This is a genomic window from Thermoanaerobacter sp. YS13 (assembly GCF_000806225.2).
Taxonomy (GTDB): domain Bacteria; phylum Bacillota; class Thermoanaerobacteria; order Thermoanaerobacterales; family Thermoanaerobacteraceae; genus Thermoanaerobacter; species Thermoanaerobacter uzonensis.
Genome location: NZ_JOOI01000002.1, coordinates 16,718 through 30,832, shown reverse-complemented (window position 1 = coordinate 30,832; position 14,115 = coordinate 16,718). Strand labels below are relative to the sequence as shown.

Here is a 14,115-nt window from a genome sequence, read left to right as displayed (position 1 = left end):
AATCTGGAGGTAAAGATGAAAAAAGTTATAAAAGTCGGCACGAGGTCAAGTGAATTGGCTTTAAAGCAAACTGCAATGGTTATAAATGAAATAAAAAAGTTTAGGCAGGATTTTGAATTTGAAATAGTAAAGATAACCACACAAGGGGATGCATTAATTGACAAACCTGTTAGTGAAATAGGGGGAAAAGGGGTTTTTGTAAAAGAAATAGAAAGTGCATTGCTCAAAGGCGAAATTGACATGGCAGTCCACAGCATGAAGGACATGCCTTATGAAATACCTAAAGGGCTCAAGCTCATGGCAGTTTTAAAAAGAGAAGACCCAAAGGATGTGTTTGTTTCAAGAGATGGTACGCAATTTATGGATTTAAAAGAAGGGGCTAAAATTGGGACCAGCAGTTTAAGAAGGCAAGTGCAGTTTAAAGCTTTAAAGCCAGACATACAGATTGTTCCAATAAGAGGTAATGTGAGGACGAGGCTCAAAAAAATGGAAGAACTAAACCTTGACGGCATTGTTTTGTCAGCGGCGGGTTTGCACAGGTTAGGATTTGAGAATGTTATTACTGAGTATTTTCCACCTGATGTAGTTGTACCAGCACCTTGTCAGGGAATTCTTGCAGTAGAAATTGCAGAAAGTTTTGATAATATATTTCAAGAGTTTTATTCCTACATTGTTGATAGAAAGACATTTTTTGAGGCTTCTGTTGAAAGGGAACTTCTAAAAGCTTTTGGAGTTAATTGTAGACAGCCTTTTGGTGCCTATGCCCAATACAGAAAAGAGAAAGACGAAGAGAAAATAAACATAAAAGTTGTTTATCAAAAAGAGGATAAACTTTTAAAAAGTGAAGTGACTGGCTTAATTGAAGAAACCGATAAAATGATAGAAAAGCTTATTGAAGAATTTGGAGGTATATGATGTCAGGGATTGTATATTTGATCGGAGCGGGACCTGGAGATATTGGGCTTTTAACATTGAGAGCAGTCGAACTAATAAAAAATGCAGATGTGCTGGTGTATGATAGGCTCATTAATGAAGATATTTTAAAAATGGCAAAAAAGGATGCAGAGCTTATTGATGTTGGAAAGTTTCCGGATAATCACAAAGTACCTCAAAATAAAATAAACGAAATAATTGCGAAAAAGGCCCTTTCTGGCAAAAAAGTAGCGAGAATTAAAGGAGGAGACCCATTTGTATTCGGAAGAGGTGGCGAAGAGGCTGAATACCTTTCACAAAAAAGGATACCTTATGAGGTAGTGCCAGGCATAACATCTGCAGTGGCTGTCCTATCCTATGCAGGAATTCCTGTAACTCATAGAGATTTAAGCTCTTCATTTCACGTAATAACGGGTCATGAATGGGAAGGGAAAGATAAAAACCTCGATTGGGGGGGCATATCAAAACTTGAGGGGACACTTGTATTTCTCATGGGGATAAAAAATATAGAAAAAATTGTGCAAAAACTTCTTAATTACGGCAAAGATCCTCATACACCAGCAGCAGTAGTAATGGAAGGCACTACTCCAAAGCAAAAAGTTGTAACTGGGAAACTCATTGATATTCCAAGTCTCGTCCGAAAAGAAGGAATAAAAAATCCGGGAGTTTTTGCTGTAGGAGATGTTGTGGCATTAAGGGATAGATTAAAATGGTACGAAAACAAAAAGCTTTTTGGAAAAAGGATTTTGCTTACAAGGACCTATGAACAGTCACAGCAGATGAAAAAAATTTTGAGCGAAGAGGGAGCAGATGTTGTTGTTTGTCCTACTATTAAAATCACGCCGTTTTTAGATAATATAGTAAAGTTTTTTGAAGAAATACATAAATTCGATTATGCTGTATTTACAAGTGTAAATGGCGTTTGGAGTTTTATTGAAGCTTCCCGAGAAAAAAGGTTTGATTTAAGAAATTTAAGTATTAAAGTAGTAGCGATAGGAAGTAAGACTGCGGAAGCTTTAGAAAATATTTTTATATATCCAGATATAATTCCTGAGGAATACACTTCATACTCTTTGGCAAATGCACTTAAAAAACATGTTGAAGGGAAAAACATAGCGCTTTTGACTTCTCAGATAGGTGGGGATATATTGATGGAAAGCCTAGGAAATTGCGCTAACGTACAAAAAATTGTTGCATATAAAAATGAACCAAATTATGAAATAAAGGGAAAGCTTATAAGTGAACTCCGCAAAGGAATAGATATTGCTGTATTTACAAGTTCCTCTACTTTTAATTATATGCATCAATTAATAGGAGACGAAATAAATCTTCTAAAAAACTCTAAAATAGCTGCAATAGGACCTGTAACAAAGAAAGCTATACAGGAGAAAGGATTTAATGTAGACATAATGTCAAGTGAATACACAACGGAAAAACTTATTGAAGAAATATTAAAAAACTATCAAAACCAATAGAAAGAGGAGATAAAATGGATTTGGTAAAAAGGCCAAGAAGGCTTAGAGTGAACAGCATTTTAAGGAATATGATAAGAGAAACTTCTTTAAATGTAGGTGACCTTATATATCCTCTTTTTGTTGTGCCAGGAGATAATATAAAAGAAGAGATAGATTCAATGCCGGGTGTTTACCATTTTTCTATAGATTTGCTTGTAGAAGAAGTTAAAGAAGTGAGTGACCTTGGAATTCCTGCTATTTTACTTTTTGGTGTGCCTTCATATAAAGATGAATTGGGGTCAGAGGCTTACAGCGAGGAAGGTATCGTTCAAAAAGCCGTAAGAGAAATAAAAGAAAAAGTGCCAGAAATTGTGGTAATAACAGATGTATGTATGTGTGGGTATACAATTCATGGACACTGTGGCATTGTTGAAAATGGCCAAGTTCTAAATGACAAAACAGTGGACTACATTGCTAAAATAGCCTTGTCCCATGTTGAGGCAGGGGCGGATATTGTAGCGCCTTCTGACATGATGGATGGAAGAGTAGCTGCCATAAGAAAGCTTTTAGATAGTAAAGGATTTGTAAACACACCTATTATGGCTTACAGTGCTAAATACGCTTCCTCTTTTTATGGACCTTTTAGAGAAGCAGCAAATTCTTTCCCACAATTTGGCGACAGAAAGTCTTATCAGATGGACTATGGAAACTCCAATGAAGCCTTAAGAGAAATAGCTCTTGACATTGAAGAAGGAGCAGATATTGTCATGATAAAGCCGGCACTTTCTTATCTTGATATTATAAGGCGGGTAAAGGATAATTTCAACATTCCTATTGCTGCTTATAATGTAAGTGGAGAATATTCAATGGTAAAGGCGGCAGCTAAGATGGGTTGGATTGATGAAAAATCGGTAGTCTTAGAAATACTCACTTCAATTAAAAGGGCAGGGGCAGATATAGTTATAACCTACTTTGCAAAGGATGTTGCGAAATGGCTTATTACCCTGTAATGCTTAATGTAAAAAACAAAAAATGCCTTGTTGTAGGGGGTGGCAAAGTTGCTCTTAGAAAAATTTTATCTCTTGTTGAAGGAGAAGCTTTAGTTACTGCCATTTCTCCTTCTTTTGATGAAGGAATAATTGAGCTTGCAGCAAAAGAAAAAGTGGAACTTATAAGACGTGAGTATCAACAAGGGGATGTAAGGGGATTTTTTGTTGCGATTGCTGCTACAGATGATGAGAAGGTAAATAAACTTGTGGCGTCAGATGGAGAAAAATACAATGTGCTTGTAAATGTGGTTGATGATAAAGACCTTTCTTCTTTTATTGTACCTGCCATTGTAAAAAGGGGAGACCTAATTATTTCTATATCTACAAGTGGCAAAAGTCCACTTCTTTCGAGAATGATAAAAGAAAAATTGGAGTCAATTTTCAATGATGACTATGAAAAACTATTACAAAAACTATATCAGAAGAGGATGGAATTAAAGGAAAAAGATTTTGCTAAAGAAGAAAAAATGGCTATTTACAGAAAAATTATTGAAAAAAGCGGGCTGTTAAAATAATTCTACGTTAAGCCTTGAGAAATGTTTTTTATCAAAAGTAAATACTTTTTTGTTTCCTGAATTTATTGCATGGGCAGCTATATACGCATCAATAAAATCAACATTATTTTCTCTATAGCTGTTTAGAGATAGAATTAATGTGTCCCGTTCTTCTGCTTCCACAGCTTCAGAACATATAAAGGTATTAAGCGTATCAGATATTTGATCCTTTGATATCTTGTAGAAAGACTCAAGTGTCCATACTACTTCTGCAATAGTGAGAGGAGATACGAGAAGTTTTAATTCTCCGCTGTCCGCTTTTTTCATAATTTCATACGCTTTTGCATAAAATTCTTCATTGTCCTTTAAAAGGTATCTCAAAATGACATTGGCGTCAATCCATATTTTCTCCATTGTTATTTCTCCTTACTCTTTTATTTACCCAAATTTCTTTTGTATTTTCTGTTTCTTCATCAATGCTTTTGAATTTTACTTGAGATTTTAATGCTCCACCTAATTGTGAAAGCTTTTTCTTTTTTATTAATTTCAACACTATTTCTTTGTTGTCTTGTACTATAAAGAGGACGTTATCTCCTATATCAGCGCCAATTGCTTTTCTGATTTCTGCAGGCAATTGAATTTGCCCTTTGCCTGTAATTGTAGACGTAGCATGTATCATTTTTTCACCTCCACATATCTTTTACTTAGATTATAATACATGATTTATTATTTTTCAATTACTTATGATTTATTCATGAAATTTAAACAGAGAATGATAAAAATTTAGGAAGAGGTGGTTCTGTGAAAACTGATAAATCGCAAAAGCTTTTTGAAAAAGCTAAAAAACTTATGCCAGGTGGTGTCAATAGCCCTGTAAGAGCTTTTAAATCAGTAGGAGCTACTCCTGTTTTTATAAAAAAGGGGCAAGGAAGTCATATTTGGGATGAAGATGGCAATGAATACATAGACTACGTTCTTTCATGGGGACCGCTAATACTTGGGCATTCACATCCACAGGTGATAGAAGCTATTAAAAAACAAACACAACTGGGTACCAGTTTTGGAGCCTGTACAGAGTTGGAAGTCAAGATGGCAGAAAAAATAATTGAGGCTGTTCCATCTGTAGAAGTTGTCAGAATGGTGAATTCAGGCACAGAAGCCACTATGAGTGCGATAAGATTGGCAAGGGGATATACGGGCAGAGACATCATTGTAAAATTTGAAGGATGTTATCACGGACATTCTGACAGCCTGCTTATAAAAGCAGGGTCAGGTGCACTTACTTTCGGAATGCCTGATTCAAAGGGCGTAACAAACGAGATAGCAAAGAACACAATTATAGCTAGATATAATGATATCAAAATGGTAGAAGATATTTTTGAAATGTACGGTGAGAACATCGCTGCTGTCATTGTAGAGCCTATTGCAGGTAATATGGGTACAGTTTTACCTGAAGAGGGATTTTTAAAGGTATTGAGAGAGATTACTGCAAAGTATAAATCACTTTTAATTTTTGATGAAGTGATGACAGGTTTTAGAGTGTCTTATTCAGGGGCACAAGGACTTTACAACATTATGCCTGATATTACTACGCTTGGTAAAATTATTGGTGGAGGTCTTCCTGTTGGTGCCTATGGAGGAAAGGAAGAGATTATGAGAATGATTTCTCCTGATGGACCGGTGTATCAAGCAGGGACTTTGTCTGGTAATCCTCTAGCAATGACAGCAGGCTTTGAGACTTTAAAAATATTATCTGAAACTTCCAATATTTATGAAGAGTTAGACAAGAAAGCAGAAAAATTGTGTAAGGGGCTAAAAGAAAGCATGGTTCAAAATGGAATTGATGTTACAATAAATAGAATAGGCAGCATGATGTGTATGTTTTTTACGAATGATGAAGTAAAAGACTATAATTCTGCTTTAAAATCAAACACTGGTGTGTATGCTGCATATTTTAAAGAAATGCTGAAAAGGGGTGTGTACCTGCCTCCTTCTCAATTTGAGACCTTCTTTTTATCAATGGCTCATACAGAGGAGGATATTGAAAAAACAATTGAGGCTAGTTTTGAAGTTGCAAAAATTATAAGTAAGCAATACAAGGACATTTCTATTCATTGACAACCTATTTATAAAATGATATCCTTTATTTAAAGGGAGAATTGAATAACATGCAAATACAGGTGCCCAATTTTGGAATCCAAATTGGGTTAAAAGGGAAGCAGGTGAGAATCCTGCACGGTCCCGCCACTGTGATGGTGAGCTCTTTACATTATGCCACTGTCTGTCACTCAGCGGAGCACGAATTTAACAAATTATATTTCGTATAAAAACATGCTCCGCTGAGTGACGGATGGGAAGGCGTAAAGAGCGATGAACCTAAGTCAGGAGACCTGCCTGTATTTGTGACACACTTACTCTACGGTCGATAGAGGGGGTGTTATAAAGGGATAAGTATGTATTTTTTACCTCTTAACGCCGTTGGTAAGTTAAGAGGTTTTATTTTTACCTAAATTTTATAAAAAAAGAGGTGTTTGGTGTGAAAAAATGGATGTTGTTAACAGCATTTGCATTGCTTTTAATAGCTCCACAAATTGCCTATTCAATGCATATAATGGAAGGTTTTCTACCTCTTAAATGGTGTATAATATGGGATATAGCTTCTTTGCCTTTTGTGGTTATAGGACTTATAGCGATAAACAAAAAAGTAAAAGAGAATCCAAAACTTAAGATGCTTTTGGGTTTTGCAGGTGCTTTTGCATTTGTCCTTTCAGCACTTAAAATCCCTTCAGTTACTGGAAGTTGTTCACACCCAACCGGTGTAGGACTTGGAGCTATACTCTTTGGACCTTTTGCTATGAGCGTTTTAGGCCTTATAGTCCTTTTGTTTCAGGCATTACTTTTGGCCCATGGCGGCATAACGACTTTGGGCGCTAATACATTTTCCATGGCCATAGTAGGGCCAATTGCTTCCTATTATATATTTAAAGGGGTAAAAAAAGCAGGTGGTCCAAATTGGCTTGCAGTATTTTTAGCTGCCTCAATTGGGGATTTGCTTACATATGTGACTACCTCCTTCCAACTTGCTATTGCTTTCCCTGCTGAAGTAGGCGGCTTTACAACCTCATTTTTAAAATTCATGGGGATATTTGCAGTGACACAGGTACCTTTGGCGATAAGTGAGGGGCTTTTAACTGTGCTCGTAATCAATATGCTAACTGCCTACAGTAAAGAAGAACTCATTGAACTTAAGGTTTTAGAGAAAGAAGGTAAGGCAATATGAAGGATAAAAAGTTTTTAATGAAGAATTTGATATTGGGCTTGTTGGTTATTTTACTGGTGGTGTTTCCCCTTGTTACTATTAAAAATGCTGAATTTGCTGGTGCAGATGACAGGGCGACAGAAGCTATTGCTCAGGTAGACAAAAATTACAAGCCATGGTTTAAACCAATTTGGGAGCCACCAAGTGGAGAAATTGAAAGCCTTTTGTTTGCCTTACAGGCTGCAATTGGTGCAGGCTTTTTGGGATATTATATAGGTGTTGCGAAGGGGAGAAAAAATGCTAATAGATAGTTATGCTTATACCAACAGGATGTACAATGTACATCCTGTTGAAAAACTTTTATTTGCTTTTTTGACTATGATTTTATGCTTTGAATTTGATGCCTATACAAATATTGCAGTAATTATTTTGATATTTGTGATAACTGTATTTAAAGCGAAAATTCCAGCAAAAGTGTACATTAAGCTTATGTTAATTCCCTTTTCTTTTTTGATAATAAGCATAATAACACTTATCATAAATGTGATAGGGAATAAAAGTGCTGCATTAATAAGCTTTAATATTTTTGGGGTAACTTTAGGAATTACTGCACAAGGCATTAATACTGCTGTTATTTTATTCTTTAGAGCTTTAGCAATAGTGTCTTGCTTATATTTTCTTGTACTCACTACTCCTGTGGTTGACATTATAAATATCTTAAAGAAATTGAAAATTCCATCGCTGTTTTTAGAGTTGCTTCAATTAATTTATAGGTTTATATTTGTTTTAACGCAAGCTGCTAATGAGATCTATATATCTCAAAATTCAAGGTTGGGATATGCCACATTAAAAAATGGCTACAGGTCTTTAGGACTTTTGATATTCTCTCTTTTTATTAAGTCCTACAAAAATTCAGAGGATTTATATGTGACTTTAGAGGCAAGAGGTTATAATGGAGAGATAAAAGTCCTCAGCAAAGATTACAAATTTTGTTATAAAAATATAATATTTATTGCTTTGATAGAACTAATTTTAATAAGCGCATCAATGCTTTTAGGAAGGTGAACTATGAAAGAGCAGTTTATATTAGAAGCTATAAATATTACTTTTGAGTACAGCGACGGTACAAAAGCTTTGAATGAAGTAAATATGTCGATAGAGGAAGGTAAAAAGATTGCAGTTTTAGGTCCAAACGGTGCAGGCAAGACAACACTGTTTTTGCACTTCAATGGGATTTTGAAACCCAAATCAGGGAAAATATTATACAAAGGTGAAGAGATAAATTACAGTCATAGCGAACTTGTAAAACTTAGAAAGAACGTTGGTATTGTTTTTCAAAATCCTGACATACAGCTTTTCTCTGCCAGTGTATACCAAGAAATTTCTTTTGGCCCTATGAACTTAGGTTATCCAGAAAATATAGTAAAAGAGAAAGTTAAAAACGCCATGAAAGAAACGAGAATTATTGATTTAAAAGACAAGCCTACCCATTTTTTAAGCTATGGGCAGAAAAAAAGCGTCTCAATAGCTGATATTATAGTTATGGAGCCTGAAGTTATTATATTGGATGAGCCAACAGTTTATTTAGATCCTAAGCATGTTCAAGAGGTTATGGGTTTATTTGACAAATTGGTTGAAGAGGGAAAGACAATTATTTTATCAACTCATGATGTGGACTTTGCTTATTCATGGGCTGACTATATATATGTCATGAAGAATGGAAAAGTTGTTGCAAAAGGCGAACCCACAGTTGTCTTTGCTAATGCAAAAGAACTTGATTGCAGTGATTTGAGAAAGCCTATGCTTTTAGAGATATATGAAATTTTAAAAGAAAAAGGGATTATAAACGGAAGTAATATACCAAAAAATATAGAGGAATTAAAGAAGTGTATAAAATAATAAAGCTGCTGAAAACTCAGCAGCTTAAAACTATTCATTTTTACTTTCTTTTTGTCCTTGAGGGAAAAATTGATGTAGAATATCCAAAGATAGAGGGAAAACTACTATGTTTGACCTGTCATTAGCTATTTCTCTTAAAGTTTGAAGATACCTAAGTTGCAGAGAAACGGGTTGTGAGGCTATGATGCGAGCAGCTTCAGCAAGTTTTGCAGCTGCTTGATATTCTCCATCAGCGTTTATAATTTTAGCGCGGCGTTCTCTTTCTGCTTCTGCTTGTGCTGCCATGGCCCTTTGCATGCTTTGTGGTAGTTCTACATCCCTTATTTCTACAAGATTTACTTTTACTCCCCATGGCTCTGTTCCCTCATCTATAATCTCGCGGAGCCTTTTGTTTATTTCTTCTCTGTGAGATAATAATTCGTCTAAGTCAGACTGACCTAAAACGCTTCTTAGTGTAGTTTGTGCCAGCTGAGATGTTGCTCTTATGTGGTCTAAAACTTTTATAACAGCGTTGGCAGGGTCTATTACTCTGAAATATACTACTGCATTTACTTTAACAGTAACGTTGTCTCTTGTAATTGCCTCTTGTGTTGGTACTTCCATTGTTATGACTCTCAAATCTACTTTTTGCATTCTCTCTATTATAGGAATCAAGAAAAATATTCCTGGTCCCCTTACACCTACGTAGCGCCCAAGACGAAAAATCACGCCCCTTTCGTATTCTTGTACTATTCTAATGGATGCGGAAATTAAACTTATAAGGATTATTAATAAAGTGAATAGAAATGCAAAACTCTCAATCATTTTTTATACTGCCTCCCTCTTTTATTTTTTCAACTTTAACTGTCAAACCCTCTACTGCTGTAATGACCACCTTTTCGCCTTTTACAATATACTCTTTAGATTCTGCTTGCCACCTTTCTCCTTCTACTAAGACTATGCCATTTGGATTAATATCACTTACTGCAATACCTATTTCACCAATTAGACCTTCTACTCCTGTGACTACTTTTCTCTTTTGAGCTTTTATAACAGCAGCTAACAGGAAAGAAACAAAAGCTGCCATGAAAAAGGCTGTTGCGAAAACTACTCCTTTGTTAATAGTGAGTCCCATTTGGTTTCCACTAAATAACATTAAAGAGCCAAGTACGAAGGAAGTTATACCGCCCACTGCTAAAATGCCATGGCTTACAACAAACGCCTCAGATGCCAAAAGCACAAGCCCTAATATGACAAGAAGCATTCCACTTAATTGAGCATTTAATGTTCCAAGTGTGTAAAGGCCTAAAAGTAAGCTTATTCCTCCTGCCACACCGGGAAAGATAGCACCAGGATGATAAAGCTCCAATACAATGCCCAAGATACCAGCGCTCATGAGAAGATAAGCAATATTTGGATCGCTTATTGCAAAGAGAAATTTTTGAGCTGAAGACATTGGAAAGTATTTGATTGGACCATCAGTTTGCAAAGTTGTAGTTGTGCCGTCAAAATTTTTGACTGTAAGGCCGTTTATTTTTTTTAGAAGGTCGTTTAAATTAGTAGCTTTAAAATCGATTAAATGGGCATTTAATGCTTCTGTGTCAGTAAAAGATTTGCTTTCAATAACTGCCATTTCAGCATTTTTGGGGTCTCTCCCCCTGTTTTCTGCGATGCTTCTTATCCAAGCAGCAGCGTCATGAGTGATTTTTTGCTTTTGTACATCTGATAAAGCAGTGTCGTCTTCCATTGATACAGGATGGGCAGCGCCTATTCTACTTCCAGGAGCCATTGCAGCGACATTTGCTGAAAGTGTTATGAAAGTACCAGCAGAACCCGCCCAAGCTCCTGCGGGGGAGACATATACTACAACAGGAATAGGAGAATTTAGTATTTTTGTGACGATTTTTTGAGTAGTAGAATACAAACCGCCAGGAGTAGAAAGTTCTATGACTATACAATTTGCACCATTTTTTTCTGCTTCATGAAGACCATTTTCAATGTAATCTGCGACAACTGGTACAATAGGGCCATCAATGGATAGCACATAAACGGGACTTTGGGGCGAGGCTGCTTTTAAAGAATAAAGTGGAAGTATTACAAAGATTAACAAGATTGTAAATAGTAAAATTTTCCTTAAATTAAACACTTTTTGTTCCCCCTTTAATAACATTTTAACATAACTGAAAAATTTTATATAGTATTTTATGTGATTGGCAGAATTTTTCTTGAAGGATTTTTTATAAAAATGTAGAATTTAATTTATATGTTTATTGATTTATATATTCGACAAAAAAGTCAAAAACCTTTTTTATTTTTAACCTAAAAGGGGGATATTTAATGGCGTTTTTTAGAGTTGAAACAGAAGAAGACATAAAAAATTTAAATTTTCTCGAAAGAATTTACGGAATTCTATTTAAACCTTCTATTACAATAAAAAACTTAATGTATCAACCTAAATTAGTTTATCCAGCTATAGTTAAAATTGTTGGGATAGTATTTCTTTATATCTTACGTTATCCTGTATATGAAAGACATATACGTGAACTTTTAAAAATGAGGTTATCGCAACCAGATGCAGGATTTACGCCACAGGAAATAAATTTAGCTATTAAATTAGCGCCAAAATCTGTAATAACTTCTACGCTTATAAATAATACACTTTCGTGGATTTTTATCGTGTTAGCTCTTTATGCTGCAATCAAATGGGTATTTAGAGGAAAAGTGGATGTAACACAATTATTTTCAATTACTGGTTATGCCTATACTCCTGTTTTAATATATTTTCTAATATGCTTTATTGCATCCTTTTTTACAGGACAGCTTTTAGTGGATATGTCACCTGCATTGTTGTTTCCTTCGTTAAAAGGAACTACAATATATGGCTTTTTGAGAAGTATTGATCCCTTCATTGTGTGGCAGTTTGTTATAATAGCTATAGGAATAAAAATGTCAAGTGGAATGAAGAAGAGCGATGTTTATTGGGTTACAGTTTTTGCGTTTCTTGTGACGGTGTTTGTGAATATTGATTATTATAAACTGCTGGATTGATATGCAAGAATGACAGTAAGAAAGTTCGAAATTACTGGTAAAAGCCATATTTTTATGCTAACAAATTTATTCTTAGAGGTGAAGAAACTTAAATGAAAAATAAGAGAAAAGTAGAAGTTATTGATTATCAATCAGATTGGAAGAAAAAATTTGAAGATGAAGCAGAAATATTAAGGGAAATATTGAAAGATATAATCGTTGATATTCACCATATTGGTAGTACAGCTATTCCGAATATAAAAGCTAAACCGATAATTGATATTTTAATTGAGGTTAAAGAAATAGATAAAGTAGACCAATTTAATGACAAGCTAATTCAACAAGGCTATATTCCTGTAGGGGAAAACGGAATCCCAAATCGGAGATTTTTCATAAAAGGGGATGAGATTAATCGTACACATCATGTTCATATTTTTCAAACTGGAAATCCCGAAATTGCACGTCATATTCGATTTAGGGATTATCTAATAAATCATCCAGATGAGGTAAAAGCCTATTCTGACTTGAAAGACGAATTAGCCAAAAAGTATCCCTATAATATTGAAGAATATATTAAAGGGAAGGATCATTTTATCAAAGAGATTGATCAAAAGGCAATGAAAGAACAATAGACAAGGGAATGGTCCCTTGTCTCTCCTTTTTATAATATTTCTTCTAAAGTTTTTTTAATCTCAATGAGGAAAATTTCTGTATTTACAACAGTTTTATTTGGCAAGTCAGATAGCATAGCTAAGTCTTTTGTCATTATCCCTTTTTCAATTGTCTTGAGAGATGCTTTTTCAAGCTTATCTCCAAAATCAACAAGAGAATCTATTCCGTCAATTTCTCCTCTCTTTTTCAAAGCACCTGTCCATGCGAAAATTGTAGCAATAGAATTTGTAGAAGTTTCTTCTCCTTTAAGGTATTTATAATAATGTCTTGTAACTGTTCCATGAGCCGCTTCAAATTCGTATTTACCATCAGGAGATACCAGTACAGAAGTCATCATGGCGAGGCTTCCAAATGCTGTTGCTACCATATCTGACATTACATCGCCGTCATAATTTTTGCATGCCCAAATCATTCCGCCTTCAGACCTTACAATTCGAGCTACGGCATCGTCAATAAGGGTATAGAAATATTCAATTTCTGCTTCCTCAAATTTTTCTTTATATTCATTTTCATATATTTCCTGGAATATGTCTTTAAATCTGTGGTCATAAGTTTTTGATATGGTATCTTTGGTTGCGAACCACAAGTCCTGCTTTGTATCAAGGGCGTAATTAAAACATGCTTTTGCAAAACTTTTTATTGATTCATCAGTATTGTGCATACCGAGTATAACTCCAGGGCCTTCAAATTCATGTATTGTCTGCTTTGACACTTCTCCTTTTTCAGAAGTAAACACAAGTTCTGCTTTGCCTTTTTCTCCAACTCTGTATTCTACGTCTTTGTAAATATCCCCATAGGCATGTCTCGCAATTGTAATGGGTTTTTTCCATGTTTTTACGAGAGGTTTGATACTTTCTACAATAATAGGTGTGCGAAAAACTGTTCCGTCAAGTATTGCTCTGATTGTACCATTAGGGCTTTTCCACATTTTTTTAAGGTTGTATTCTTTGACCCTTTCTGCATTTGGAGTGATTGTAGCGCATTTTACCCCGACTCCGTACTTTTTTATTGCGTATGCTGCATCAACTGTGACCTGGTCATTAGTTTCGTCTCTGTTTTTAATTCCAAGGTCATAATATTCCGTTTTAAGGTCTATATAGGGCTCTAAAAGTATTTCTTTTATCAATTTCCATATGATTCTTGTCATTTCGTCCCCGTCCATTTCAACAATAGGAACCTTCATCTCAATTTTTTGTGCCATTTTCTTCTCCCCTTTGTTTGAAATGTAGCAATAAAATTTTTAAAATGCTTTATTGCGATTTTTTATCACAGCTTGATTCTATTATATAGAATATAAGGGATTTTTGCAATATCTATTAATTGAACTTTCACAACTTGACCTAAATACA

The 14,115-nt window shown here is 34.9% G+C and carries 16 protein-coding genes and 1 riboswitch; of the genes, 11 read left to right on the top strand and 5 right to left on the bottom strand.

Translation table 11 applies throughout. The features are described 5' to 3' along the window. Positions 1-15 precede the first annotated feature (15 nt). From hemC to THYS13_RS08010, 4 genes are read left to right on the top strand one after another with little or no spacing between them, the layout of a single operon-like run. The gene (hemC, locus tag THYS13_RS08025; protein ID WP_042834049.1) at positions 16-915 is read left to right on the top strand and encodes a hydroxymethylbilane synthase; all 900 of its coding nucleotides are present in this window, start codon (positions 16-18) and stop codon (positions 913-915) included. Beyond that, complete coding sequence (gene cobA / locus THYS13_RS08020) at positions 915-2,408, top strand: uroporphyrinogen-III C-methyltransferase (protein ID WP_042834048.1); 1,494 nt, start codon at positions 915-917, stop codon at positions 2,406-2,408. Before hemC ends, cobA begins: the two co-directional genes overlap by 1 nt. A gap of 14 nt (positions 2,409-2,422) precedes the next feature. Next, entirely contained in the window at positions 2,423-3,397 is a 975-nt protein-coding gene (gene hemB / locus THYS13_RS08015; RefSeq protein WP_042834047.1) for a porphobilinogen synthase, read from the top strand. After that, positions 3,379-3,951: a bifunctional precorrin-2 dehydrogenase/sirohydrochlorin ferrochelatase gene (locus THYS13_RS08010; protein ID WP_042834046.1), complete on the top strand. Its 573-nt coding sequence runs from the start codon at positions 3,379-3,381 to the stop codon at positions 3,949-3,951. The genes hemB and THYS13_RS08010 overlap by 19 nt, the downstream gene beginning before the upstream one ends. Here THYS13_RS08010 and THYS13_RS08005 read toward each other — a convergent pair. Further along, a complete protein-coding gene (locus tag THYS13_RS08005; protein WP_042834045.1) occupies positions 3,943-4,344 on the bottom strand; it encodes a PIN domain-containing protein in 402 nt (133 codons plus the stop codon). The genes THYS13_RS08010 and THYS13_RS08005 overlap by 9 nt on opposite strands. Continuing rightward, positions 4,325-4,609, bottom strand: a complete 285-nt coding sequence (locus THYS13_RS08000; protein WP_042834044.1) for an AbrB/MazE/SpoVT family DNA-binding domain-containing protein — start codon at positions 4,607-4,609, stop codon at positions 4,325-4,327. The genes THYS13_RS08005 and THYS13_RS08000 overlap by 20 nt, the downstream gene beginning before the upstream one ends. A gap of 122 nt (positions 4,610-4,731) precedes the next feature. Between THYS13_RS08000 and hemL the strand changes: the two genes are divergently transcribed. The 5 genes from hemL (at position 4,732) to THYS13_RS07975 (ending at position 9,088) form a co-directional block, all read left to right on the top strand. Beyond that, positions 4,732-6,048 carry a glutamate-1-semialdehyde 2,1-aminomutase gene (hemL, locus tag THYS13_RS07995; protein WP_042834043.1) on the top strand — a complete coding sequence of 439 codons (1,317 nt, stop codon included), beginning with the start codon at positions 4,732-4,734 and terminating at the stop codon, positions 6,046-6,048. A 43-nt stretch (positions 6,049-6,091) separates the two neighbouring features. Beyond that, a riboswitch (cobalamin riboswitch) is annotated at positions 6,092-6,343 on the top strand. A 135-nt stretch (positions 6,344-6,478) separates the two neighbouring features. After that, entirely contained in the window at positions 6,479-7,210 is a 732-nt protein-coding gene (locus THYS13_RS07990) for an energy-coupling factor ABC transporter permease (RefSeq protein WP_369819224.1), read from the top strand. Continuing rightward, complete coding sequence (locus THYS13_RS07985) at positions 7,207-7,500, top strand: energy-coupling factor ABC transporter substrate-binding protein (protein WP_042834041.1); 294 nt, start codon at positions 7,207-7,209, stop codon at positions 7,498-7,500. Before THYS13_RS07990 ends, THYS13_RS07985 begins: the two co-directional genes overlap by 4 nt. Continuing rightward, positions 7,487-8,254: a cobalt ECF transporter T component CbiQ gene (gene cbiQ / locus THYS13_RS07980; protein ID WP_042834040.1), complete on the top strand. Its 768-nt coding sequence runs from the start codon at positions 7,487-7,489 to the stop codon at positions 8,252-8,254. Before THYS13_RS07985 ends, cbiQ begins: the two co-directional genes overlap by 14 nt. A gap of 3 nt (positions 8,255-8,257) precedes the next feature. After that, on the top strand, positions 8,258-9,088 hold the full coding sequence (locus tag THYS13_RS07975; protein WP_042834039.1) for an energy-coupling factor ABC transporter ATP-binding protein: 831 nt from the start codon (positions 8,258-8,260) through the stop codon (positions 9,086-9,088). Positions 9,089-9,118: 30 nt separating this feature from the next. Here THYS13_RS07975 and THYS13_RS07970 read toward each other — a convergent pair whose 3' ends face one another. Further along, complete coding sequence (locus THYS13_RS07970) at positions 9,119-9,892, bottom strand: slipin family protein (protein WP_006569198.1); 774 nt, start codon at positions 9,890-9,892, stop codon at positions 9,119-9,121. Further along, positions 9,885-11,213 (bottom strand): nodulation protein NfeD, encoded by a 1,329-nt coding sequence (locus THYS13_RS07965; RefSeq protein ID WP_042834038.1) that lies wholly within the window; start codon positions 11,211-11,213, stop codon positions 9,885-9,887. The genes THYS13_RS07970 and THYS13_RS07965 overlap by 8 nt, the downstream gene beginning before the upstream one ends. A gap of 191 nt (positions 11,214-11,404) precedes the next feature. On the opposite strand from THYS13_RS07965, the gene THYS13_RS07960 reads away from it, so the two are divergent. Next, positions 11,405-12,115, top strand: coding sequence for a YIP1 family protein (locus THYS13_RS07960; RefSeq protein WP_082990400.1), 711 nt, complete (start codon positions 11,405-11,407; stop codon positions 12,113-12,115). Positions 12,116-12,207: 92 nt separating this feature from the next. Continuing rightward, positions 12,208-12,726 (top strand): GrpB family protein, encoded by a 519-nt coding sequence (locus THYS13_RS07955; protein WP_042834037.1) that lies wholly within the window; start codon positions 12,208-12,210, stop codon positions 12,724-12,726. Between the two features lie 29 nt (positions 12,727-12,755). Here THYS13_RS07955 and THYS13_RS07950 read toward each other — a convergent pair whose 3' ends face one another. After that, positions 12,756-13,967, bottom strand: a complete 1,212-nt coding sequence (locus THYS13_RS07950; RefSeq protein WP_042834036.1) for an NADP-dependent isocitrate dehydrogenase — start codon at positions 13,965-13,967, stop codon at positions 12,756-12,758. Positions 13,968-14,115 lie beyond the last annotated feature (148 nt).